The organism is Nocardiopsis quinghaiensis (assembly GCF_008638365.1).
GTDB lineage: Bacteria > Actinomycetota > Actinomycetes > Streptosporangiales > Streptosporangiaceae > Nocardiopsis > Nocardiopsis quinghaiensis.
The window spans coordinates 185955-208724 of sequence record NZ_VWVU01000002.1; the positions used below are offsets into that span (position 1 = coordinate 185955).

Genomic DNA, 22770 nt, shown 5'->3' on the forward strand with positions numbered 1-22770 from the left:
AACGACGTGTACTACACCGATCGCGGAATCGAGGAGTTGGAGAGCCGCCGCGGCGACGAGGAGGTCAGCTTCGCCTGGCTCGCCGAGCAGCTGCGGGCGTTCACCGACATCAACCCCGAGTTCGAGACCCCGGTCGACCGGCTGGCCACCTGGCTGGCCCGGCTGGACGACGAGGACGACGAGTAGGAACCGTTCGCGGCGCGAACGGTGAGGGGCCCGGGTCACCACGACCCGGGCCCCTTCGCGTGTTCCGGGCCGGGTCGGGCTCCGGTCGCGCGGGAACCTGAGGGCGCGGGGCACGTGCGGGTGCCCGACCGCCTCCCGCCGTATGGGGGCGGGCTTCGGGGGATGGTGCGTCCTCGGTTTCCCCAGGCCGTGCGGACGGCCCGGACGGCCCGGTCGGCCACTCGACCGCAGGCCCCGGCGACCCCGGTGCCGCCCCGGTCCGGGCCCCCGTGGCCTCGGGGTACACCCGGGGGTCTCCCTGAACCGACCCGTAGATCCGCGACATATCTTGAGTTCCCCAGACACGCGACATATCGTGAAGCCACGGAGCGAGCGAAAGGGGTCACACGATGGCACGTTGGACCATCGACAGGCCGATGACCCAGACACTGGACGGCATCGTCGCGTTGCGGGTCCGGATCATCGGAGGCCACGTCAACATTCTTCCCACCGACGACCCGGTCACCTTCGAGGTCACCGACATCGTCGGCGAGCCCCTCCTGGTCACGCAGGAGGCGGGCATCCTCACCATCCACTACGAGGACCTCACCAGTCAGGGACTCCTGGACCGGCTGCGGCCCGTCCAGCTCAGCGGCTACAAGCGGGTGCAGCACCGGAAGGCCACCGTGAACCTGCGGCTACCCAAGGACTGCCCGGTCGAGGTCAGCACGGCCAGCGCGTCGATCGTGGCCGCCGGGCTCAGCGCCCGCAGCCATCTGCGGACCGCCTCCGGGGAGATCACCCTCGACGACACCGCTGGGGAGACCGAGATCGGCACCGTCTCGGGCAGCACCGCCGTGCGCAACCCCCACGGCACCCTCAAGTTCAACAGCGTCAGCGGTCAGCTGGCGGTGGCGGGTGGACGGCTCTCCGCGATGAAGGCCAAGACCGTCTCCGGACAGCTGCTGGCCGACACCGACATCGCCCCGGCGGGGCGGGTCCGGCTCAACTCGATCTCCGGCGAGATCGCCCTGCGGGTGCCCTCCGAGACCTCGGCGGCCGTGGAGCTGCGCACCGCGAAGGCCCCGGTGGAGTCCGACTTCGGCCTGGACCGCCGCAACGCCCCGGGCAGGACGGTCCTGAGCGGGAAGATCGGCGGCGGCGTCGACCCGGCGTCCATCACCATCAACTCCGCGTCCGGCCGGACGGCGCTGCTGCGGCGCGCGCCCGAGGCTCCGGCCGCGATTCCCGAGGGGGCCTGAATGAGCACCATCTTCGGCCACGGAAGACTCCGGCTCTACCTGCTCAAGCTGCTGGACGAGAACCCGCGGCACGGTTACGAGATCATCAGCCTGCTCCGCGACCGCTTCCTCGGGGTGTACTCGCCCTCGCCCGGAACCATCTACCCCCGGCTCGCGCGGCTGGAGGAGGAGGGGCTGGTCACCCACACCGAGGAGGGCGGCCGCAAGGTCTACCGCCTCACCGACAAGGGCCGCGAGGAACTGCGTGAGCGCAGCGGCGACCTGAACGACCTGGAGCGGGAGATCACCGACTCGGTGCGCGACATCGCCCGCGCGGTCAAGCAGGACGTGCGGGCGACGATCAGCTCGCTGCGTGAGGAGCTGAAGTTCGCCTCCGGAGAGGCGCGCCGCCCCGATTCCGGGGAGGGCCCGCGCGGCTCCGAGGGCTCCGAGGAGGCCGGGGAGCCGTCCGGGGAGCACCGTGAGCGGCACGGGAGGCAGGGCTGCGAGGAGGGCTCGCGGTGGACCCGTGAGTGGGGGCGCTTCTCCCAGGGTTTCGGTGCCTTCGGCGCCGCCTGGGGCCGGGGCGACTCCGAGCGCGCCTCACAGGCCCCGGAGTTCGAGCGGGCGCTGCGCGACTTCGGCGACCGGGTCCGCGACACCTTCCGCGAGGCGGGCCACGTGGGAGAGGCCGCCGCCGGCGACCTGCGGCGCATCCTGGACGACACGGTCGAGGTGATCCGCCGGGACATGCGGCACTGGGGCCCGCCCGCCGACCGCCCGGAGGAGGGCCCGGGGACCACCGGGGAGCCCGCCGCCTCGGGGGAGGGAGGCGCCGCCGAGCCGGAGCCCTCCTCCGGGGAACCCGCCGAGAAGCCTACGGAGGAGTCCGCCGAGGGGGCCGCCGAGAAGCCCGGGTCGCCGCCGGAGCCGCCCTCCGGCGGCGACCCGTGGAGCCAGGCGGTCGACGACACCGGCGACGGCAGGTAGTCCGGTGAGGACGCCCGGAGGACACCGCAGGGGCGCGTCCTCCGGGCCCTCGCCGGGCAGGAACGGTCGGGGCCCGGCACCACACGGTGCCGGGCCCCTCCCGCGCCTGGGTGTCTAGCGGCGGGCGACGCCGTCCTCACGGGCCTGGGCGGCGACCGCTGCGGACACCGCCGGGACCACCCGCCCGTCGAAGGAGCTGGGGAGGATGTAGTCGGCGGCCAGGTCGTCCCCGACCAGGTCCGCCAGCGCCGTGGCGGCGGCCAGCTTCATGTTCTCGGTGATGTCCGTCGCGCCCGCGTCGAGGGCGCCCCGGAACACGCCGGGGAAGGCCAGCACGTTGTTGATCTGGTTCGGGAAGTCGCTGCGCCCGGTGGCGACGACGCTCGCGTGCCGGCGGGCGACGTCGGGGTGCACCTCCGGGTTGGGGTTGGCCATCGCGAAGATGATCGCGTTCTCGGCCATGGTGGAGACCACGGACTCGGGGACCTCCCCGGCGGACAGGCCGATGAACACGTCGGCCCCCTCCAGCGCGCTCTCGATGGACCCGCTCACCCCCGCCTTGTTGCTGATGGAGGCCAACTCCTGCTTGACGGCCGTCAGACCCTCCCGGCCGTCGTGGATCATGCCCTTGGAGTCGGCCACGGCGATGTCGCCGATCCCGCCGTCGAGGAGCATCTTGGTGACGGCCACGCCCGCGGCGCCCGCCCCGGAGACCACGACGCGCAGGTCGCCCAGGGTGCGCCCGGTCAGCCGGGCGGCGTTGCGCAGAGCGGCGACGGTGACGATCGCGGTGCCGTGCTGGTCGTCGTGGAAGACGGGGATGTCCAGGCGCTCGCGCAGTTGCCGCTCGATCTCGAAGCAGCGGGGGGCGGAGATGTCCTCCAGGTTGATCCCGCCGAAGGAGGGGGCCATGCGCACGACGGTCTCGACGATCTCGTCGACCCCGGTGCAGCCCAGCGCGATCGGCACGGAGTCGACGTCGCCGAACTGCTTGAACAGCAGCGACTTGCCCTCCATGACCGGCAGGGAGGCCTCGGGACCGATGTCGCCCAGGCCCAGGACCGCGGTGCCGTCGGTGACGACGGCGACCAGGTTGCTCTTCCAGGTGTAGGTCTCGACGAGTTCGGGGGTCTCGGCGATGGCGTCGCAGACGCGGGCGACACCGGGGGTGTAGGCGAGGGACAGGCCCTCGTGGTCGTGGACGTCGACGGACGAGGTCACGTGGAGCTTGCCACCGCGGTGCAGCGCGAAGGCGGGATCCTCATCCAGGTTCTGGGAACGCGAAACGGTGGTCACTACTTCAAACCCCTCAAGGTCTTGCGTGTTCCACCCTGCCATCGGCCATGACGGCGGGACGGACCGGCAGTGGTGCGAACCGCGCGCGAAGACGTGAAGATGCTAGGGGGACTCCTCCTCGGCGCCGGTCGGCCATGACCGGTGGTGTCGCCGGGGAGAGTCGTTCTTCGCTGGACTCCTATGCGAGTTACTGCGCGGCCGCTCTCACGGGGATGACCCGTTACGCAATCCTCTCACAACGGTGACCACAGGAAAATCGCGGGTCGGCACGATGAGACAGCACCGACTTATCAGCTTTTAAAGCATGATGTTCTGAATGTCGTTTTGGCTCGGGTGGTGAGGTCACGAACCCGCCTCCGACCAGGCGCTCCGCGCCCCCGAAGGAGACACCACGATGGCCCTGCACAAGCCCCTGCCCGCGCCGCTCACCCTTGGAGCCCTGTCCCTCGCCGGTGTCCTGGCGCTGTCCGCCTGCGGCGGCGACGGCGGGAGCACCGAGGAGACCGCCGCGCCCGAGGCGCCCACCGTCGAGTCCGACGAGGAGCTCGCCGCCCTCGTCCCCGCCGACATCGCCGAGGCCGGGAGCGTCAAGATCGGTGTCGAGGCCTCCTACCCGCCGGGCGAGTTCCTGGAGGAGGACGGCGAGACCGTCCAGGGCTTCAACGTGGACCTCGTCAACGCCGCGCTGGGCAAGCTCGGCCTGGAGGGCCAGTGGGAGCCCACCGCCTTCGACTCCATCATCATCGGTGTGGACACGGGCACCTACGACCTCGGCTCCTCCTCCTTCACCGTCACCGAGGAGCGCATGGAGCAGGTCAACATGGTCAGCTACTTCTCCTCGGGCACCCAGTGGTTCGCCCAGGCGGGCAACCCCCAGGACGTGGACCCCGACAACGCCTGCGGCATGCGGATCGCGGTGCAGGCCAACACCACCCACGACACCGACATCGAGGAGCGCAGCACGGCCTGCGTCGACGCCGGTGAGGATCCCATCACCATCCAGAAGTTCGAGAGCCAGCCGCTGGCCACCGAGACGGTCGTCTCCGGCGTCAACGACGCCTCGCTCGCCGACATGCCGACCTCCGCGTACGCGCTGGACCAGACCGGCGAGGGCGTCCTGGAGTTCGTCGGCGAGCAGTACAACGCCGCCCCCTACGGCGTCCTCACCCACCAGGACGACACCGAGCTGGCCGAGGCCGTCGCCGCCGCCTTCAACGCCCTGATGGAGGACGGCACCTACTCCGAGGTCCTGGAGCAGTGGGGCGTGGACGCCGGCGGACTGGAGGCCGCCGAGGTCAACCCCGAGCTCTCGGAGTAGACCGAGTCCCTCACCGACCCCCACCGAGCGAAAGACTGACCCGTGTCCTCACCGACCGAACCGGTGGGCGGGCCGGTGTCGAAGACCTCGACCCCGGCCCGCTCGACCGAGCCCGTCACCGCCGTCCCCGTGCGCTACCCCGAACGGTGGATCGCCGCCGGTGTCATCCTGGTCCTCGCGGCCATGTTCGTGCACATGCTGGTCACGAACGACGCGTTCAACTGGCCGTTCATGGCCGACCACATGTTCTCGGAGCCGGTCGTACGCGGTGTGTGGATCACCCTCAGCGCCACCGTGCTGTCGATGGTCATCGGCGTCGTCCTGGGCATCGTCCTGGCGGTGATGCGGCTTTCCGGCAACCCGGTCCTGGTGTCCGTCTCCTGGCTGTACACCTGGTTCTTCCGGGGTGTGCCCCGCCTGGTGCTGGCGGTGCTCTTCGGCAACCTCGCCATCCTGTACCAGACCGTCGAGCTCGGCCTGCCCTTCGACAACTACTGGATGGCGTGGCTGGGCATGGAGGGTGACGCCCGCTTCTTCGAGATCGACACCCGCACCGCGCTCAGCGGCTACACCGCGGGCCTGCTCGCGCTGTCGCTGTCCGAGGGCGCCTACATGGCCGAGATCATCCGCGCGGGCCTGCAGTCGGTGGACAAGGGCCAGACCGAGGCCGCGCAGGCGCTCGGCATGAGCCGGGGCAGGGTCCTGCGCCGGATCACCCTCCCGCAGGCGATGCGGGTGGTCATCCCGCCCACGGGCAACGAGACCATCGCCATGCTCAAGGACACCGCGCTGCTGGCGTACGTGCCGGTGACCATCGAGCTGTTCTACCAGCTGCAGGCCATCGGCGCCCGGACCTACCAGATCTTCCCGATGCTGGTGGCGGCGTGCCTGTGGTACCTGGCCATCACCAGTGTGCTGATGGTCGGCCAGTACTTCATCGAGCGCAGGTTCAACCCGGGACAGCACGGCAGCATCCGGAACCGCATCGTCGGAGGGGCGCACAGATGAGCGAGCAGATCCAGGAGGGGACCGTCGTGGAGGCGTCCGAGGGCACAGGTCCACCCGTCGACGCGCTGGTCGTGGCGGAGAACGTGCACAAGAGCTTCGGCCGCCTGGAGGTCCTCAAGGGCATCGACCTGCACGTGAGGCGCGGTGAGGTCATGTGCATCGTCGGCCCGTCCGGGTCCGGCAAGTCCACGTTCCTGCGCTGCATCAACCACCTGGAGAAGCTCACCGCGGGTCGCCTGTGGGTCAACGGCGACCTGATGGGGTACCGGCAGAAGCGCGGGCGGCTGTACGAGCTGCGCGACAACGAGATCGCCGCCCAGCGCAGCGACATCGGCATGGTCTTCCAGCGGTTCAACCTGTTCCCGCACCTGAGCGCCCTCGGCAACGTCACCGAGGCGCCCGTACAGGTCAAGCGGGTGCCCAGGGCCGAGGCCACCGCCAGGGCCGTGGAACTGCTGGAGCGGGTGGGCCTGCCGGACAAGGCCGACGCCTATCCCGACCAGCTCTCCGGCGGCCAGCAGCAGCGCGTGGCGATCGCCCGCGCGCTGGCCATGGAACCGTCGCTGATGCTGTTCGACGAACCCACCAGCGCCCTGGACCCGGAGCTGGTCGGCGAGGTCCTGGACGTCATGCGCGACCTGGCCGAGGGCGGGATGACGATGGTGGTCGTCACCCACGAGATGGGGTTCGCCCGCGAGGTCGGCGACTCCCTGGTCTTCATGGACGACGGCATGGTGGTGGAGTCGGGGACACCCGCGGAGGTGCTCTCCGCTCCGCGCCACGAGCGCACCCAGGCCTTCCTCTCCAAGGTGCTCTGACCAGGCGCGGTGATCCCCGCCGACGCCCCGTGCCCCGCCGGGGGTGCGGGGCGCCGGCGTCCCGCGGTCCCCCTCGCCCGGGGCGGGAAACGCCGCACGAAGTCTTGACCGCGCGATGGCGTACACCCAGAGTCGTGGGGTAGGAACCGCCCGGGGAGGGACATGGACGCGCGCACGGAACACACACGCAGGCGCTGGAACCGCATGGCCTCCTACCGCGAGCACGGCGAGCGCTTCCAGAGCCCCGCCATGCGCCGCACCCGCGAGATCCTGTGCGCCGGGGCCCGCGGCCGGACCCTGGAGGTGGCGGTCGGGACCGGCCGGAACCTGTCCTACTACCCGCCCCAGGTCCGCCTCACCGCCATCGACCTCAGCCCGGAGATGCTCGCCCGCGCCCGGAGGAGGGCCGACGAGCTGGGGATGGCCGCCCGGTTCCTGGAGGGCGACGCGCAGTCGCTGGACTTCCCCGACCAGAGCTTCGACACGGTTCTGTGCACGCTGGCCATGGGCGCCGTCCCCGACCAGCACCGCGCCCTGTCGGAGCTGTACCGGGTGCTGGTGCCGGGCGGCAGGCTGCTGATGGTCGACCACGTCGAGTACGCCGGCTTTCCCGGACGGCTCCTGGAACAGCGCCGTGAGCACCCGCGCCGCCTGCCACGGGAGGTGGCCGCCGAGGTGGGGTTCGAGGTCGGCCACCACGACCGCCTGTTCCTCGGGCTGGTCGAGCGGGTGGTCGCCCACCGTCCCTGAGCGGTCCGGTCCGACCGCAGAACACCTCCGGTCCAGCGCATATCCTGAAAGGAACGCTGTCCCCGCTCCGAGGTGGTCCGATGATCCGCCCTGCCCGCCCCGACGACGTCCCCGTCATCCACGCGATGATCGGAGAGCTCGCCGAGTACGAGAAGGAACCGGACGCGGTCGCGGCCACCGAGCAGGACCTGCGCACGGCCCTGTTCGGCCCCGAACCGGCGGTGTTCGCGCACGTCGCCGAGCACGTGGACGGGGGCACCGCCGTCGCCGGGTTCGCGCTCTGGTTCCGCAACTACTCCACCTGGACCGGCAGGCACGGCATCCACCTGGAGGACCTGTACGTGCGCCCCGAGGCGCGCGGCCGGGGACACGGGCTGGGACTGCTGCGTACCCTGGCGCGGATCTGCGTGGAACGCGGTTACACGCGCCTGGAGTGGTCCGTGCTCGACTGGAACGAACCCTCGATCCGGTTCTACGAATCCCTGGGCTCCCAGCCGATGGACGGGTGGACGGTCCGCCGTCTGGACGGTGACGCGCTGACCGTACTGGGTGCCGGACAGGACTGAGACATGCCGTCCGTCTTGCTTTCGTTCCGGATCGTGTGGACACGATCCGTTCTCCCTGCCGCAGTGGCAGGGTGAAACCAGATACATTGCTCTCAAGCGGCAACCCCGCTCCCCCGAAGGAGGGACGTGACCGAAGAAACCGCTGTACCCACGGCCGACGCCATCGGTGTCCGGGACGCTGTCACTGTCAACATGCCTGCGGACAGCGCCTACTTGTCCGTCTTGCGGACGGCGACGGCGGGTCTGGCCGCACGGCTCGACTTCACCCTCGACGAGATCGAGGATCTGAGGATCGGTGTCGACGAGGCCTGTGCGATGCTCCTCTCCCAGGCGCTGCCCGGTACGGAACTGACCACGGAGTTCGAACTCACCCCTGAGGGAATGCGTATATCCGTCTCGGTGCTCACCGCCGACGGGCGCCTTCCCGCACGCGACACCTTCGCCTGGACCGTCCTGTCCGCTTTGGCGGGAGAGGTCGACGCGGGGGCCGGACCGGACGACCGCGTCCACATCGTCCTGTACAAGCGCCGCGGCACCCTGGAGTCGGCGTGAGCGAGAGGGGGCCCGCTCTGACAGCGAAGACCGAGCACGCGGTGCCCGACCGGGCCCGCGCCAGAGAGTTGTTCGAGCGCCTTGGCGAGCTCGACGCGGACTCCGAGGAGCGCCGGCGGATCCGCGACGAACTGGTGGAGCTCCACCTGCCCTTGGTGGAGTACCTGGCCCGCCGGTTCCGCAACCGCGGTGAGTGGCTGGACGATCTCACCCAGGTGGCCACGATCGGGCTGATCAAGTCCATCGACCGGTTCGACCTGGACCGCGGGGTGGAGTTCTCCACCTACGCGACCCCGACGATCGTCGGGGAGATCAAACGGCACTTCCGCGACAAGGGCTGGGCTGTACGGGTCCCCCGCCGCCTGCAGGAGCTGAAGCTCTCGCTCACCAAGGCGGTCAGCGACCTGTCGCAGCGGGAGGGGCGCTCCCCGACCGTCGCCGAACTCGCCGCGCACCTGCAGATGTCCGAGGAGGAGGTGCTGGAGGGCCTGGAGTCCGCCAACGCCTACTCGACGGTGTCGCTGGACGCGCCCGACAGCGGGGACGAGGACGCCCCCGCCGTGGCCGACTCGCTGGGCATCGTGGACGAGTCCCTGGAGGGCGTGGAGTACCGGGAGTCGCTCAAGCCGCTCCTGGAACAGCTCCCGCCCAGGGAGAAGCGCATCCTGCTTCTGCGTTTCTTCGGCAACATGACACAGTCACAGATCGCCCAGGAGCTGGGGATATCTCAGATGCACGTGTCCCGTCTGCTGGCCCGCACCCTGGCACAGCTGCGCCAGGCGCTGACCACCGACGACTGACCGGACGCCGGTCGCCACGGACGGCCGCGGGGCTACTTCTCCCGTTCCTCGGGGAAGAGCGCCGCGGTCGTCGGCGGTGAGAGGACCGCCGCCGCGGCGCACACCGCCACGCCCAGGAGCACCACGCCGTACACGTACTGCTGGCTGGTGAACATGTAGTAGGCGACCACGGCGAGGAAGACCTGGGTGAGGAACACCGGCGTCCGCGCCCAGTCCCTCAGCCGCCAGAGCCCACGCGCGACGAACACCAGCAGCACGCCCACGCCCAGGCCCAGGGCGGTCAGGGGGATCGCGCTGGTGAGGTCGTGGGCCCGACCGCTGACGGCGCCGAAGAGGCTGTAGAGGCCGCCGAGCACCGCGGCCAGCCCGACCAGGGCCTCCAGCGCGGCGGCGATGACGACGGTGACGGGGCGAGATGACACCTGACGAGCCTATACGCGTTCCGGGCGGGCCCATCTCCGCCCCCCGGCACTAGACTGGCCCGGTGCGCGCCCTTTTCATCGTGAACCCCCAGGCGACCACGACCACCTCGCGCACGCGTGAGGTGATCCTGGGCGCCCTGGCGTCGGAGTTGGACGTCACCGCCGCCGCGACCGAGTACCGCGACCACGCGGGAGAGCTCGCCCGTCAGGCGGCCGGGAACGGCTACGACCTCGTGCTGAGCCTCGGCGGCGACGGCACCGTCAACGAGGTGGTCAACGGGCTCCTGTCCACTCCGAGCGGGCTCCGACGCCCGCGTTACGCGGTGATCCCCGGCGGCAGCGCCAACGTCTTCATCCGCTCCCTCGGCGTGCCCGGCGACCCGGTGGAGGCCACCGGCGTGGTCCTGGAGGCGCTTCGGGAGGGCCGCGAGCGCGAGATCAGCCTCGGGCGGATCACCAGCGACCAGGACGACCGGTACTTCACTTTCTGCGCCGGTTTCGGCTGGGACGCCGATGTGGTCCAGCAGGTGGAGAACGAGCGCGCGCAAGGCCGCAGGGCCACCCCGGCGCTGTACGCGGAAGTGGCGGTGAAGCTGTTCTTCCAGGGCGATATCCAGGATCCGTCACTAAGCGTGGTCAGCCGCGGAAGATCCCTTGTGGGGGCGTATTTCGCGATCGTCACCAACACCACGCCCTGGACGTACGCGGGGACCCTTCCACTTCAGCCGACCCCGTCCTCGCGTTTCGAACTGGGCCTGGACGCTTTCGCGCTGACCCACTCCTCGCCCGCGGTCACCGGCTGGATCCTTTCCCAAATGTTCTTCCCCAAAGGCCTCCCGGCTCGCGGGGACGGCTACATGACCTGGCATGACCAGGACTCTCTCCAGATCACGTCATCTCATCCCAGGGCGTTCCAAATCGACGGTGAGTACCTGGGAGACCGCGAACAGGTCAACTTCCAGTCTGTACCAAAGGCATTACGAATCATCTGTTAATTACGCCGGAAGAGACCATTCACGGGCACTGTGACGCACCCGACACGCCGAACAGGACCTTCGGCCCCGTGAGCTCTTGCATGGGTCGTTCGGTCCTGTCACGCTCAAGATATCGCCGCGAGTTACGGGCGAGTTAATGGGGCGCTTCCCACGTGGCCGTGGGATGAAACCCGGACCATCCCGGTCCGGACGACTCCCCGATGGGACCCATCCATCGGGCGCCCTCCGCACAATCCTGACACGCGCACGATCGTGAAAAGCTTCACAAGCCCCCGATCGCCTCACCGTGAGGAGTGGACCGCATGGACTGGCGCCATGACGCAGCCTGCCGTGACGAAGACCCCGAACTCTTCTTCCCCATCGGGAACTTCGGCCCCGCCCTGATCCAGATCGAGGAGGCGAAGGCAGTCTGTCAGCGCTGCCCGGTCAGCTCCGCATGCCTGAAGTGGGCACTGGAGAGCGGCCAGGACGGCGGTGTCTGGGGCGGCACCAGCGAGGACGAGCGCCGCATGCTCAAGAAGCGCCGCGGCAGCGCGTACCGCACCATGGTCCGCAGCTGACACGCCCTCCCCTGCCGGACACGCGGCGGGCACGCCCCGGACGGGGCGGCCCCGGGTCGGTCCGCTCCCGGCGGAGCCGACGCCCGCCAGGATCCTCTCCCCTCAGGGCACCTCTCCCTCCTCGTGTTCCAGCGGCAGGGTGATCGCCACCTCGGTCCCACCGCTCTCCTTGGGCTTGATCGCCAGGGTGCCCCCCAACTCGCCCACGATGAGGGTCCGCACGATCTGCAGGCCCAGGCTCGTGGTCCCCTCCAGATCGAAGTCCTCGGGCAGTCCCCCGCCGTCGTCGGAGACGGCCAGTTCCAGGCTGCTCGGCCCCGAGCTACCCGGCACGGCGTCGAACCTGCGCACCCGCACCTCTATCCGGCCCGGTCCCTGACCCAGCCCGTGCTCCACCGCGTTCTGCACCAGCTCGGCCAGGACCATCGACAGCGGTGTGGCCACCAGCGCGTTCAACAGGCCGAACCCGCCGGTCCGGCGCGGCACCACCGCGCTGCCGGTCGAGGACACCTCGGCCGCCATCTGGATCACCCGGTCGGCGATGTCGTCGAAGTCCACCACCTCGTCGGGGGTGTGCGAGAGCATCTCGTGCACGATCGCGATGGAGCCGACCCGGCCCACCGCCTCGTCCAGCGCGGCCCGTGCCTCGGGCACGTCCAGGCGTCGTGACTGCAGGCGCAGCAGCGCCGCCACCGTCTGCAGGTTGTTCTTCACCCGGTGGTGGATCTCCCGGATGGTGGCGTCCTTGGTCATCAGCTCGCGCTCACGTCGGCGCAACTCCGTGACGTCGCGCACCATCACCAGGGCGCCGATCCGCACGCCGTCGATGACCAGCGGGATGGCGCGCAACTGCACGGTGACCCCGCGCGCGTCCACCTCCGCCTCCTGCGGCGCCCGGCCGCTCGCCGTGTAGGTCAGCGCCTCGTCGCGCGCCTCTCCGGGCGCGGACAGCTCCAGCGTGGTGCGGTCCAGGCGGGCGCCCACGAGATCGGCGGTCAGGCCGAGCCTGCGGTAGGCGGACAGCGCGTTGGGGCTGGCGTAGACCACCTCGCCGTTCTGGTCCAGTCGCAGCAGCCCGTCGCCGACCCTGGGCGAGCGCACCATCAGCGGCCCCTGGTCACTGAACGGGAACGCGCCCTCGGCGATCATCTGCGCCAGGTCGCCCGCGCTCTGGAGGTAGGTGAGCTCCAGCCGGCTGGGCGTGCGAGCCGAACTGAGGTTGGTACTGCGCTGGATGACCCCGATGAGCCTGCCCTCGCGGCGTACCGGGATGGTCTCCTCCCGCACCGGGACACCGCCCGACCAGTCCGGGTCGCCGTCGCGGCAGATACGTCCCTCCTCCCAGGCGCGGTCGATGAGGGCCCTGCGCCCGACCACGCGCGGCGCGGAACGGGACGTGACATCGGCCATGTCGTCGCGCAGGACCGTCTCGACCAGGTCGTCCTGGAAGGCGGTCGGGCCGGTGGTGGGACGCATCTGGGCGACTGCCACCCAGCCGTCGTCCTCGCGCAGACGCACCCACAGCACGAGGTCGGCGAAGGACAGGTCGGCCAGGAGCTGCCAGTCCGAGACCAGGGAGTGGATCCATGCAAGGTCGGCCTGCTTGAGAGGAGTGTGACGTCTGATGAGATCGCTGAGGTGAGGCACTCACAAATCATCCCATGAAGGCGTGCATACTCAAGAGATACGCACTCGACCAGTGGTCCACACCAATCGGCGGTCGCGAACCCGCCGTACCGGCCACACCGGAGAGGCGTGTGTGGCAAGCGCGGAACTCGGCGGAGGAGACTGATGACTGGTCAGCGCACACTGGACGGCAACCCGCGGGTGCCGAAGTACTACCAGGTGAAGAAGCAGCTCCTGGAGCTGATCGAGGCGATGGCCGCGGGCAACCCGGTTCCCCCGGAGCGTGCCCTGGCGACGCAGTTCGGTACCTCGCGGACCACGGTGCGCCAGGCCCTCACCGAGATGGTGGTCGAGGGCCGCCTGCTGCGCATCCAGGGCAAGGGCACCTTCGTGGCCAAGCCGAAGGTGGCCCAGATCCTCCAGCTCACCAGCTACACCCAGGAGATGCGCGCGCACGGCCTGCACCCCGCCACGCGGATCCTGGACGTGAGCTACATCAACGCCGACGACCAGCTCGCCGAACTCCTGGCCATCCGCTCCGGCGGGCGCGTGCTGCGCATCGAGCGGCTGCGGCTGGCCAACGGCGAGCCGATGGCCGTGGAGACCGCGCACCTGGCCGCACGGCGCTTTCCGGGCCTGCGTCGGCAGCTGGACCGCTACGCCTCCCTCTACGAGGCTCTGGCGAGCGCCTACGACGTCTCCCTGGCCGAGGCGGAGGCGTCGATCGAGACCGTCTTGGCCACTCCCAACGAGGCGCGCCTGCTGGGCGTGGACGTGGGCCTGCCACTGGTACTGCACTGCCAGCACAGCTTCGACGGTGACGGGCACCCGGTGGAGTGGGTGCGCTCGCTGTACCGGGGGGACCGCTACAAGTTCGTCACACGCCTGCGTCCCCCCATGGACTGACGGGCTCGGGGGCCGGAGCCGGGGATGGTCCCACGCGGCTCGGAGCGGACCTCAGGGGCGGCAGAGCACCGACGCCAGGGCGTCCACCACGCGGGGGTCGTACTCGCTGTCGGTGTCCATCCGCAGGCGCTCCAGGACGGCGGCCCGGCGCTCCGGGTCGCCGTTCTCGCCGACCAGGTCGTCGAAGGCGTTGGCCACCTTGATGATCCGGCTGCCCAGCGGCGGCACGCCCTCGTCCCCGTCACCGGCGAGCGGCTCGCACTGGCGGCGGACCATCTCGGCCACGTTGTCCAGCACACCGGTCTCGCGGATGATCGCCGAGCCGAGCTCCGCTATCCGGCGCTGCTCCCTCGGCGAGGCGAGCACGGTGGCGCCGCCCGCGATGGGCTCGCGCAGGGACAGCTGGCCGATGTCGTGCATCAGGGCGGCGTACTCCAGCTCCAGCAGCTCGGCCTCGGCCAGACCCAGCTCGCAGGCGATCCCGTGCGACAGGTGGCTGACGCGGCGGGAGTGCCCGTTCTCCACGTATCCGCCCACCTCGGTGACGCGCGACAGCGCCCGCACCGTCTCCAGGTAGGTCCGCCGCACCTCCGCGTGGCGGCGGAAGGCCACCTGTGAGACCAGCAGCGGAGCGGTGAACACCAACAGGCCCGCCAGGCCGGTCACCGTACAGGCCAGGGCGATGAGCACACCGCTGGAACCGATCGCCGCGCCCATGGCGGACTGTGCCCGCAACTCGTCACGGACCGCGACCCCCAGGCTGGTGCGCAGGCGCTCGGCCCGCAGCACCGCAGCCACCAGGGCGTCCGCAAGCCAGGCGAGCATGACCAGTGCCGCCATCAGCAGTGTCGCCGTCACCGACGGACCCGACAGGCCGAGCTGTTCGGCCAGGGGGCGGAAGGTGACCGCGAGCAGCACCGCGACGAACACCCGGCGGGCCACGTCCTCGACCTGCGGACCGCGCCCCACGGCGATGTGGGGCAGCTCGCCCAGGGCCACGCCCAGGGCGACCACCGCCACCACCTGCCAGGCGGAGTGGTGCAGGGGCCCGGCACCCAGCGTCAGCAGGAACGCGTAGCTGATCGCACCGGCCGAGGCGATGGGCGCGGCCTCCCGGTGACCCGGCAGGGTGATCCTGGCCAGTTCGCCGACCGCGATGACCAGGCAGAACGACAGCGCCACGTACGGTTCCACGAACCCGGTCGCGGCGGTCCAGATCAGAGCGGCCAGGGCACCGCCCCCCACCGCGGCGACCAGCACGGCGCTCATCGGGCGGGAGGTCCGCCAGATCGGCCCGCGCGGACGCTGGTGGCTCAGCGCCCCGCCCTCCGGCCCGCTCAGCACGGGACCGGACGAGCGGGGCCCCTCCGACTGTCGCTGCGTCATCATCGGTCACGTCCACCCGTCACAGCCTCAGCGGAGGCGGCGGAGTCCTCGGGGCCGGCGATCGCCTCCACCACGGCGGGGGCTCCCCCAGCCGCCTGGGCGGCCTCCGCGGCGTGGGTGTCGGACTCATCGGCGGCCCTCGCCCCGTAGCAGCCGCCCGGGGGCTCGGCGATGTCCGGCGTCTCCCAACCCTCGCGCTCCACGGCGCGCACGAGCGCCTCGACCATCCTGGGGTCGAACTGGGTCCCGGCGCAGGCCCGCAGCTCGGCGACGGCCTCGTCCACCGACCACGCGTTGCGGTAGGACCTCGTGGAGGTCAGGCAGTCGAACACGTCGGCGACGCTGATGACGCGTGCGGACTCGGGGATCTCCATCCCGACCAGCCCCATGGGGTACCCGCGCCCGTCCAACCGCTCGTGGTGGTGCCGGATCCCGGCCAGGGCCTCGTCCAGGAAACTGATCTCCCGCACGATCTCGTAGCCCCGTGTCGGGTGCAGCTTGATGGCCGCGTACTCGTCGTCGGTGAGTCTTCCGGTCTTCTGCAACACCTTGGTGGGGACTCCGAGCTTGCCGATGTCGTGCAGCATTCCGGCGTACCGGATCTTCTGCACCCGTTCGGCGGGCATACCCAGTTCCCGGGCGATCATGGCGGAGCCCTCCGCGACGCGCATGCAGTGGCCCCGGGTGTAGTAGTCCTTGGTCTCGACCGCCTGGCAGAGCGTGGCCAGGGTGGCCTCGTGCGCGCGGGTCTCGTCCAACTGCTGGGCGAAGGTCCAGCGCGCGATGAACAGCGGCAGCAGCACCAGCAGCGGTGCGACGAGACCGACCCCGCCCCAGACCGCGGCGATGGCCAGCCCGAGCATCTGGTACCCCATGGAGGACAGCTCCACCGCCATCAGGGGACGCCAGTGGAACCTGCCCCGGGGGCCGCCGGGCCGCACGGCGCCCAGCGTCCACATCAGGACGGCGATGAGCGCCGAGTTGACCAGGGAGTGCGTCAGGACGGCGGCGACGTAGGGAAGGACGAGGGCCGGAAAGTCCTCCCGTCCCGGCTCCCCCACCGTTCCGCCGAGTAGAAGGTAGGCGTGTCCGGCCGCGTAGGCCGCCAGTGCGAACTGTGCCCCGTTGAAGGCCCTCTTGACGAGGTTCTGCCTGCGGATGGAGAAGCAGGAGGCGAAACCGACCACCGCCGCCCCCACCGGTCCGACCAGGACGACCGCGGCCAGGGACACCGCCGAACTCGGGGAGATCCCCGCCTTGACGCCCGTGAGGACGAGTGTGCTGATCGACTCCGCGACCACGAAGAGGATCGCGATCAGGGCCAGCGTACGCAGATCGATGCCCTCGTAGGGACCGATGAGCATGATGGTGACAGCACTGACAACGATGATTCCGACGTAGACACGCGCGCCCCCAGGAAGAGCCCGCACCCCCGTTCACCCCCCGCTGACAACAACCGGACTGTCATGATTTCACCAGTTCTGTTCTACCACCAGGACCATCCGGTGAAGGCGGCTGCCGCCCAAACAGTTACCATCGCGACGTAGAGCATACCGACGAACATCGTTCTCCCCTCTTCCGAACGCAGGCGCACCGACATTTCCCCGGGCACGCCGCGTGAATTACCCCATTCGTTGGATATGGCGTCCAGTTTAACGGCCAACGGCGGACTCCTGATTACCACCAACCCGAACCACCTCCGCCACGGACCTCCCCACCGGCGCCAAGTTCCGGAATATGGAACTACGAATTCAATTAGTGATGCCTTTTGATTACCATGCGTAACCATGGCACACCGGACGTCCGACGCCAAAGCTCCACGGCGATGCCGGTTGCACACACCCCCCACCAGGCGGAACCACCAGGCATGACTACAGGTAGTAACTACATGAAACAGACCAGGAACCCGCAGGAAAAATCATTCCGAGTCGGTCACGCACGAGAACACCCCGGGCGCGCCGGGCGTGTCGGGGGACGCACCCAGAATGCGGTTCGGAAGACGCGTGACCAAAACCCCGACAGGCATGGGGGTTTCAGCGCGACACCTGCACAAAACCGCACAAAATTCGCACACCACAACACAAGCTATCAATATGCGGGAAAGATGCTAATGGCATCAAAAAAGTGGCGGAAGCTGGAATTCCAGCTTCCGCCACCGTGTGTTCCAGGTCGCGGGGATCCCGTGGAGGTGCCCTCAGGCGCGTGTACCGGGGGTCTCCGCCCGGGCCTCACGGGCCAACTGCTCCGTCCGCGCCTGCGACAGGCGCCCGAGCACCTTGTCCCTCAGGTCCATCGGCACCGGATCGCAGCCGCAGTGCTTGGCCACGAGCTTCTTCACCGCCTCTTCGAGCCCGTGTTCCTCCAGGCAGGGGCCGCACTCGTCCAGGTGCTGCCGGATCTGCTCGCAGTTGGGCTCTTCGAGTTCACCGTCGATGTAGGTGTAGAGCTTGTTGAGCACCTCGCTACACGGGGTGCCGCTGTGCTTGTCGTGGCCACCGCTCATTGCCGATCTCCTCGATCCGAGCCGTCCTGTCCCCGCCCACGCGCGGACGTCCCCGAGGCGACCGCGGCGGCCTCCGCCGCCGCCCTCGCCGGGAGGAACCCCCGCTCCATCGCGTACTCCTCAAGAAGAGACCGGAGCTGGCGGCGCCCCCTGTGCAACCGGGACATGACCGTCCCGATGGGCGTCGCCATGATCTCGGCGACCTCCTTGTACGCGAAGCCCTCGACGTCGGCGAGGTACACCGCGATCCGGAAGTCCTCGGGCAGCTCCTGGAGCGCCCTCTTGACGTCGGTGTCGGGGAGGTGTTCGAGCGCCTCGGCCTCAGCCGACTTCAGGCCCGCCGCGGTGTGCGACGCGGCCTGCGCCAACTGCCAGTCCTCGACGTCCTCGTTCCCCGACTGCTTCGGCTCACGCTGCTTCTTGCGATAGGAGTTGATGAAGGTGTTGGTGAGGATGCGGTAGAGCCACGCCTTGAGGTTCGTTCCCTGTCTGAACTGGTGGAACGAACCAAACGCCTTGGCGAAGGTCTCCTGAACGAGGTCCTCCGCGTCCGCGGGGTTACGGGTCATCCGCAGCGCCGCGGAGTAGAGCTGGTCGAGGTAGGGAAGCACGTCCCTCTCGAAGCGCTCGTCCCGTTCCTCGGCTGTCTCCTGCTCCTGGCCCTGTTCCAAGCCCGTCGGCCTCCTCGCGCTGGTCCCAGCTGGGGCATCCATACCCCAACGATACGGTCCCGTGGCACGGACCCGCGCATCGGCGCCGCGTGGCGTCGACACCGCTTCCTCGTGCGTAAGGCACGACCCGGCAGTCGGCATGGTCTGACGACCCTCCCCAGATACTCGCGTGTCACGCGCCCGGATGTCCGTGCAGGACGCGATGTCGAAGACAACAACGTTCTCCGCGGGCTGATTCCGGGCCACACGCGAACGGTCCCTCCGTCCGGAACTTTGTCGTTTGGCTCCGTCATCGGTGGTGAGGCATGGCAGAGTGCGGGTAGGACCTTCTAAGGATGGGAGAGGAGTGCACGTGCGACCGTCCTCAACCCCGGCCTCCAACCGCCCTCGGTCGCCGGCCGCGCAGTTCGCCACCCCCGACCGGCTGTCGGACTACTGGCGGTTCTACTGGGCGGTCGCCGAGGCCCAGATCGCCCGGTGGCTCCCGGACGCGCCCTCCCGCCTGCTCGACGTGTCCAGCCCCGACTACCAGGGCACCCCGCGCGCGGTGGCCGCCGGGCACGACGTGGTCACGCTGCTGCCCTCCGCGGACACGGCGGTACGCCGCCCGCTGACCCTGGTGAACGGCCGCGCGATGGTGCCGCCGCCCGCGCCGCGCGGTCGGCTGCGCCACGTGGTGGGCGACTCCGCCTTCCTGCGCAACTTCGCCTCCGAGGTCTTCGACGGGGTCATCGCCGACAACCGGGTGCTGTCCCGGCACCTGGCCACCGAGGCGGCCCTGTCCGAGGTCGCCCGTGTGCTGCGCCCCGGGGGCAGGGCGCTGTTGTGCGTGGACTCGGTGGTACTGGGGATGGCGCTGCTGGCCGAACAGGACCGCTGGCCCGAACTGAGCCACGCGCCCACGGCGGACGTGCTCCTGGTGCCCTGGCCGGACGGTTCCATCACGCGGTGCTTCACGGCCGAGCAGCTCACCGACACGCTCACCGACGCCGGTCTGGAACTGGAGTGGATCAAGCCGCGCACGGTGCTGTCCGCCTCCACCGTGGAGATGATGCTGGCGCGCGACCCGAGGTCGATGGGACGCCTGGTGGAGATGGAACTGCGCGCCACGGAGTCCGACGACTACGTGGGCGTGCACCTGGTGGCGAGCGCGAGGAAGCCCCGCTAGGGCGTCGCCCCCCGGTACCGCTCCCCCGCCCGGTGGCACCGGGGTGGGAGTCGGCGCGGACAGCGACCACCGGCTCCTCGCCGGTGTGCGTCCGGGACCGGGGACCGCCCTGGTCGCGACCGTCCCCCGCGCCCTGGAGCGCACCGTGGTCCTGCGCGCGGTCAGCTCCACCGGTGCCTCCTGTGGCAGCGCGGGCCGGCGGAGGGCGTCGGCCGCGCCACGGGAACGTGAGCGGGCGTGCCCGGGGGCCGGAACGGGCTCCCGGGCACGCCGGGGCTACTCCGCGAGGGGGAGGTAGACGCGGTTGCCGTGCTCCGCGAACTCCGCGGACTTGTCGGCCATGCCCTTCTCGATGGCGGCGACCGTCTCCAGCCCGTTCTCCTCGGCGTACCTGCGCACGTCCTGGGTGATCTTCATGGAGCAGAACTTCGGCCCGCACATGGAGCAGAAGTGCGCGGTCTTGGCCGGTTCGGCGGGCAGGGTCTCGTCGTGGAAGGCCTGCGCGGTGTCAGGGTCCAGCGCCAGGTGGAACTGGTCCTGCCAGCGGAACTCGAACCGCGCCTTGGACAGCTCGTCGTCCCACTCCTGCGCCCTGGGGTGTCCCTTGGCCAGGTCGGCTGCGTGCGCGGCGAGCTTGTAGGTGATCACACCGGTCTTGACGTCGTCCCGGTTGGGCAGCCCCAGGTGCTCCTTGGGGGTGACGTAGCACAGCATCGCCGTGCCGTGCCAGCCGATCTGGGCGGCGCCGATCGCCGAGGTGATGTGGTCGTAGCCGGGTGCGACGTCGGTGGCCAGGGGGCCGAGCGTGTAGAACGGCGCCTCCCCGCACAGCTCCTCCTCCAGCCGCACGTTCTCCGCGACCTTGTGCATCGGCACGTGCCCGGGCCCCTCGATCATCACCTGCACGTCGTGTGCGCGGGCGATGTGGGTGAGCTCGCCGAGGGTGCGCAGTTCGGCGAACTGGGCCTCGTCGTTGGCGTCGGCGATCGAGCCCGGGCGCAGCCCGTCGCCGAGGGAGAAGGTGACGTCGTACTCCCCGAGGATCTCGCACAGCTCCTCGTAGTGGGTGTACAGGAAGCTCTCCCTGTGGTGGGCCAGGCACCAGGCCGCCATGATGGAGCCGCCGCGCGAGACGATGCCGGTGACCCTGCGGGCGGTGAGCGGCACGTAGCGCAGCAGCACGCCCGCGTGCACGGTCATGTAGTCCACGCCCTGCTCGCACTGCTCGATGACGGTGTCCCGGTAGACCTCCCAGCTCAGCGCGGCCGGGTCGCCGTCGACCTTCTCCAGCGCCTGGTAGATGGGCACGGTGCCGATCGGGACGGGCGAGTTGCGCAGGATGCGCTCACGGGTCTCGTGGATGCGCTTGCCGGTGGACAGGTCCATGACGGTGTCGGCGCCCCAGCGGGTGGCCCACACCATCTTCTCCACCTCCTCGGGGACGGAGGAGGTGACGGCGGAGTTGCCGATGTTGGCGTTGATCTTGACCAGGAAGTTCTTGCCGATGATCATCGGTTCGGACTCGGGGTGGCACCGGTTGGCGGGGATGACCGCCCGGCCGATGGCCACCTCCTGGCGGACGAACTCGGGGTCCATGCCCTCGCGGGCGGCCGCGAAGCGCATCTCCGGGGTGATGGTCCCGGCCTTGGCGTGGGCCAGCTGGGTGACCGCGCCGCCGGCCGGGGTACGCGCGGCGGTCCACTCCCGCCGGGCCGGGGGAAGGCCCTGGTGGACGTCGACGCGCGCGGTGTCGTCGGTGTACGGGCCGGAGGTGTCGTACAGATCGAAGTGGCTGCCGTTGCTGAGTCCCACCCGTCGACGCGGGACGCGGAGCGTGTGTCCCTCGGGGGTGTCGACTTCCTGGTAGACCTTGGTCGATCCCGTGATGGGGCCGGTGGTCACCCGGTGCTCGTCGGTGGAACCGGTGTCGCGGCCGTCGAGAGCCGTCATGGCATGCCTCCCTACGTCGGAATTACCCGAACAGGTTCTGCGGTCGGCGACACCGTTGAGTCACCCTCTCAGCCCGCCATGGTGCGAGCTCCCGCGTTGCGTATGAAGATGTGCGGGCACGTGGGACGCGCCCCGGGCACCGGGACCGGTCCGTCGGTCCCGCTGGCCTCGGACACCATATCCAGCTGCTCCCCGGGTCCGTCCACCGTCTCCGGGGTCAGAAAAGTGTCTCCGGTTCGCCACCCTCGGTGGAGGGGACGGGTTCGAGCAGGTCGGGATGGTTGTTCTTGATGCTGTTGACGTCGGTGGAGACCTCGTCGACCGCGAAACGGTCGACCGGGGTGTCCTCCAGCAGGTGGGTCAGGTCGTCGGACCCGGTCGCCGGGTCCAGCCAGGCGGCCCAGTCCTCGGGGGGCACGACGACGGGCATGCGCTCGTGGATGTGGGCGAGCTCGGGAGCGGCCCCGGTGGTGATGACGGCGCAGCTCCACACCCACGCGGCGGGGTCGTCCTCGGCTGCCTCCGGGTCGCGCCAGCGCTCGAAGACCCCCGCCATGGCCAGCGGCCGGCCGTCGCGGTAGCGGATGGAGTAGGGCTTCTTGTCCGCCTTGGACTTGCGCTTCTTGTGGTGGGGGTCGGTGACGGGCGAGGTGCTGGCCTGGACCGCCCCGTCCCTGCCGACCAGCTGCCACTCGTAGTAGGCGTCGGCGGGGAGCAGGCAGCGGCGGCGCCGGAAGGCCGTGCGGAAGGCGGGCTTGTCGGCGACGGTCTCAGCGCGCGCGTTGATCATCCGGTAGCCGATGTTGCGGTCCTTGGCCCAGGAGGGGACCAGGCCCCAGCGCATGGTGTGCAGGGAGCGCGGACCGGGCGGCCCCTGGTCCTCGGACCGGGGCGGCGGGCCGAGCACCGCGTACACGGGCCTGCCGGGCGAGATGTTGTAGTCCGGCGCCAGTTCCTCCAGCGGGGGCCACGCCCGGGGGTCGGCCTCCTCGGGCAGGGCCTGCTCCGGCAGGCCGAAGGCGAGCTGCAACTGGTGCACGTTCCGGGACTGGGCATAACGACCGCACATGCGTGTGATC

Annotated in this window: 23 protein-coding genes; 14 read left to right on the top strand and 9 right to left on the bottom strand. The window is 70.1% G+C overall.

Annotation, left to right across the window (positions count from 1 at the left end; translation table 11 throughout):
* The first annotated feature begins 6 nt into the window (after positions 1 to 6).
* From FYX01_RS07690 to FYX01_RS07700, 3 genes are all read left to right on the top strand, one after another.
* Positions 7 to 186: a DUF6104 family protein gene (locus FYX01_RS07690; protein ID WP_150239016.1), complete on the top strand. Its 180-nt coding sequence runs from the start codon at positions 7 to 9 to the stop codon at positions 184 to 186.
* A gap of 389 nt (positions 187 to 575) precedes the next feature.
* Entirely contained in the window at positions 576 to 1427 is an 852-nt protein-coding gene (locus tag FYX01_RS07695) for a DUF4097 family beta strand repeat-containing protein (RefSeq protein ID WP_190394220.1), read from the top strand.
* Positions 1428 to 2396 (top strand): PadR family transcriptional regulator, encoded by a 969-nt coding sequence (locus FYX01_RS07700; protein ID WP_150239022.1) that lies wholly within the window; start codon positions 1428 to 1430, stop codon positions 2394 to 2396.
* Positions 2397 to 2510: 114 nt separating this feature from the next.
* On the opposite strand, the gene FYX01_RS07705 is transcribed toward FYX01_RS07700, so the two are convergent.
* Positions 2511 to 3734 carry an NAD(P)-dependent malic enzyme gene (locus tag FYX01_RS07705; protein ID WP_150239024.1) on the bottom strand — a complete coding sequence of 408 codons (1224 nt, stop codon included), beginning with the start codon at positions 3732 to 3734 and terminating at the stop codon, positions 2511 to 2513.
* Between the two features lie 352 nt (positions 3735 to 4086).
* Between FYX01_RS07705 and FYX01_RS07710 the strand changes: the two genes are divergently transcribed.
* The 7 genes from FYX01_RS07710 to FYX01_RS07740 all read left to right on the top strand — a co-directional run bounded on the left by FYX01_RS07710 (position 4087) and on the right by FYX01_RS07740 (position 9504).
* A complete protein-coding gene (locus FYX01_RS07710; RefSeq protein WP_150239026.1) occupies positions 4087 to 5010 on the top strand; it encodes an ABC transporter substrate-binding protein in 924 nt (307 codons plus the stop codon).
* A 42-nt stretch (positions 5011 to 5052) separates the two neighbouring features.
* A complete protein-coding gene (locus tag FYX01_RS07715) occupies positions 5053 to 6018 on the top strand; it encodes an amino acid ABC transporter permease (RefSeq protein ID WP_150239028.1) in 966 nt (321 codons plus the stop codon).
* Entirely contained in the window at positions 6015 to 6836 is an 822-nt protein-coding gene (locus tag FYX01_RS07720) for an amino acid ABC transporter ATP-binding protein (protein WP_150239030.1), read from the top strand. Before FYX01_RS07715 ends, FYX01_RS07720 begins: the two co-directional genes overlap by 4 nt.
* Positions 6837 to 6998: 162 nt before the next feature.
* Positions 6999 to 7586 carry a class I SAM-dependent methyltransferase gene (locus FYX01_RS07725; RefSeq protein ID WP_150239032.1) on the top strand — a complete coding sequence of 196 codons (588 nt, stop codon included), beginning with the start codon at positions 6999 to 7001 and terminating at the stop codon, positions 7584 to 7586.
* 80 nt (positions 7587 to 7666) lie between these two features.
* The gene (locus tag FYX01_RS07730) at positions 7667 to 8152 is read left to right on the top strand and encodes a GNAT family N-acetyltransferase (protein ID WP_150239034.1); all 486 of its coding nucleotides are present in this window, start codon (positions 7667 to 7669) and stop codon (positions 8150 to 8152) included.
* 126 nt (positions 8153 to 8278) lie between these two features.
* Positions 8279 to 8704 carry an ATP-binding protein gene (locus FYX01_RS07735; protein ID WP_077691694.1) on the top strand — a complete coding sequence of 142 codons (426 nt, stop codon included), beginning with the start codon at positions 8279 to 8281 and terminating at the stop codon, positions 8702 to 8704.
* Positions 8705 to 8745: 41 nt separating this feature from the next.
* Positions 8746 to 9504 carry an RNA polymerase sigma factor SigF gene (locus tag FYX01_RS07740; RefSeq protein ID WP_077691695.1) on the top strand — a complete coding sequence of 253 codons (759 nt, stop codon included), beginning with the start codon at positions 8746 to 8748 and terminating at the stop codon, positions 9502 to 9504.
* Positions 9505 to 9536: 32 nt separating this feature from the next.
* Here the strand turns inward: FYX01_RS07740 and FYX01_RS07745 are convergent, their stop codons facing one another.
* Positions 9537 to 9926, bottom strand: coding sequence for a hypothetical protein (locus FYX01_RS07745; protein ID WP_150239035.1), 390 nt, complete (start codon positions 9924 to 9926; stop codon positions 9537 to 9539).
* A gap of 62 nt (positions 9927 to 9988) precedes the next feature.
* Between FYX01_RS07745 and FYX01_RS07750 the strand changes: the two genes are divergently transcribed.
* Together FYX01_RS07750 and FYX01_RS07755 are read left to right on the top strand one after the other, a co-directional pair.
* Entirely contained in the window at positions 9989 to 10921 is a 933-nt protein-coding gene (locus tag FYX01_RS07750) for a diacylglycerol/lipid kinase family protein (protein WP_150239037.1), read from the top strand.
* Positions 10922 to 11223: 302 nt separating this feature from the next.
* On the top strand, positions 11224 to 11481 hold the full coding sequence (locus FYX01_RS07755; RefSeq protein ID WP_073704219.1) for a WhiB family transcriptional regulator: 258 nt from the start codon (positions 11224 to 11226) through the stop codon (positions 11479 to 11481).
* 102 nt (positions 11482 to 11583) lie between these two features.
* On the opposite strand, the gene FYX01_RS07760 is transcribed toward FYX01_RS07755, so the two are convergent.
* A complete protein-coding gene (locus FYX01_RS07760; protein ID WP_150239039.1) occupies positions 11584 to 13128 on the bottom strand; it encodes a sensor histidine kinase in 1545 nt (514 codons plus the stop codon).
* A 144-nt stretch (positions 13129 to 13272) separates the two neighbouring features.
* On the opposite strand from FYX01_RS07760, the gene FYX01_RS07765 reads away from it, so the two are divergent.
* Complete coding sequence (locus tag FYX01_RS07765; protein ID WP_077691700.1) at positions 13273 to 14013, top strand: GntR family transcriptional regulator; 741 nt, start codon at positions 13273 to 13275, stop codon at positions 14011 to 14013.
* Between the two features lie 51 nt (positions 14014 to 14064).
* Here FYX01_RS07765 and FYX01_RS07770 read toward each other — a convergent pair whose 3' ends face one another.
* The 4 genes from FYX01_RS07770 to FYX01_RS07785 all read right to left on the bottom strand — a co-directional run bounded on the left by FYX01_RS07770 (position 14065) and on the right by FYX01_RS07785 (position 18573).
* On the bottom strand, positions 14065 to 15399 hold the full coding sequence (locus FYX01_RS07770) for an HD-GYP domain-containing protein (protein WP_150239412.1): 1335 nt from the start codon (positions 15397 to 15399) through the stop codon (positions 14065 to 14067).
* Complete coding sequence (locus tag FYX01_RS07775) at positions 15399 to 16763, bottom strand: HD-GYP domain-containing protein (protein WP_190394222.1); 1365 nt, start codon at positions 16761 to 16763, stop codon at positions 15399 to 15401. Before FYX01_RS07775 ends, FYX01_RS07770 begins: the two co-directional genes overlap by 1 nt.
* 830 nt (positions 16764 to 17593) lie before the next feature.
* The gene (gene rsrA / locus FYX01_RS07780; RefSeq protein ID WP_150239044.1) at positions 17594 to 17902 is read right to left on the bottom strand and encodes a mycothiol system anti-sigma-R factor; all 309 of its coding nucleotides are present in this window, start codon (positions 17900 to 17902) and stop codon (positions 17594 to 17596) included.
* Entirely contained in the window at positions 17899 to 18573 is a 675-nt protein-coding gene (locus tag FYX01_RS07785) for a sigma-70 family RNA polymerase sigma factor (protein WP_317846053.1), read from the bottom strand. Before FYX01_RS07785 ends, rsrA begins: the two co-directional genes overlap by 4 nt.
* A gap of 346 nt (positions 18574 to 18919) precedes the next feature.
* On the opposite strand from FYX01_RS07785, the gene FYX01_RS07790 reads away from it, so the two are divergent.
* The gene (locus tag FYX01_RS07790; RefSeq protein ID WP_150239048.1) at positions 18920 to 19741 is read left to right on the top strand and encodes a class I SAM-dependent methyltransferase; all 822 of its coding nucleotides are present in this window, start codon (positions 18920 to 18922) and stop codon (positions 19739 to 19741) included.
* 276 nt (positions 19742 to 20017) lie between these two features.
* Here the strand turns inward: FYX01_RS07790 and thiC are convergent, their stop codons facing one another.
* Positions 20018 to 21691 carry a phosphomethylpyrimidine synthase ThiC gene (gene thiC / locus FYX01_RS07795; RefSeq protein ID WP_223830348.1) on the bottom strand — a complete coding sequence of 558 codons (1674 nt, stop codon included), beginning with the start codon at positions 21689 to 21691 and terminating at the stop codon, positions 20018 to 20020.
* A 217-nt stretch (positions 21692 to 21908) separates the two neighbouring features.
* Complete coding sequence (locus FYX01_RS07800) at positions 21909 to 22760, bottom strand: SOS response-associated peptidase (RefSeq protein ID WP_150239050.1); 852 nt, start codon at positions 22758 to 22760, stop codon at positions 21909 to 21911.
* Positions 22761 to 22770 lie beyond the last annotated feature (10 nt).